Source organism: Ornithinimicrobium cavernae (assembly GCF_003121625.1).
Classification (GTDB): Bacteria; Actinomycetota; Actinomycetes; order Actinomycetales; family Dermatophilaceae; genus Ornithinicoccus; species Ornithinicoccus cavernae.
This window is the reverse complement of sequence record NZ_QDDJ01000046.1, coordinates 1-718: the sequence shown is the minus strand read 5'-3', so window position 1 is coordinate 718 and position 718 is coordinate 1. Positions and strand designations below refer to the sequence as shown.

At 42.6% G+C, this 718-nt stretch carries 1 protein-coding gene; it reads right to left on the bottom strand.

Annotation, left to right across the window (positions count from 1 at the left end; genetic code table 11):
* A partial coding sequence (gene ilvC, locus DA085_RS20705) for a ketol-acid reductoisomerase (protein ID WP_109474878.1) occupies nucleotides 1-663 on the bottom strand: 663 nt, incomplete at its 3' end.
* Nucleotides 664-718: the final 55 nt, after the last annotated feature.

Sequence of the window (718 nt, the reverse complement as noted above, 5' to 3'; positions counted from 1 at the left end):
CTCGCCCATTAAGTCGGATTTAACTTCCGCTACGAATGAAGATTCCAATACGCCTGCACGGTCACCACCGGTTGCTGATGCCCACGCTTTTGCGATTGCCATACCTTCACCTTTCGGGTCATTTTCAGGGTGAACTGCGATAAGTGTCGGTACACCGAAACCACGTTTATATTCTTCACGTACTTCCGTACCCGGACATTTTGGCGCTGTCATCACAACAGTAATATCTTTACGAATTTGCTCACCTTCTTCAACAATGTTGAAACCGTGCGAGTAACCGAATGCAGAACCTTGTTTCATTAACGGAACAACATCTGCAACCACTTTTGAGTGTTGTTTATCCGGCGTTAAGTTGATAACTAAGTCAGCGGTTGGAATTAATTCTTGGTATGTGCCGACTTTGAAACCGTTTTCGGTTGCACGAGTAAATGACGCACGTTTTTCAGCAATGGCTTCCGCACGTAACGCATAGCTAATGTCTAAACCGGAATCACGCATATTTAAACCTTGGTTTAAACCTTGCGCACCACAACCTACGATAACGATTTTCTTGCCTTTTAAGAAATTGCAGCCGTCTGCAAACTCGTTACGATCCATAAAACGGCAACGACCGAGTTGGTCTAATTTTTGACGTAAGTTTAATGTGTTGAAATAGTTAGCCATTTTGTGCTTCCTTATTTATATGTATGATGTTGAGTGTGTTGTTTTATGATGTTGT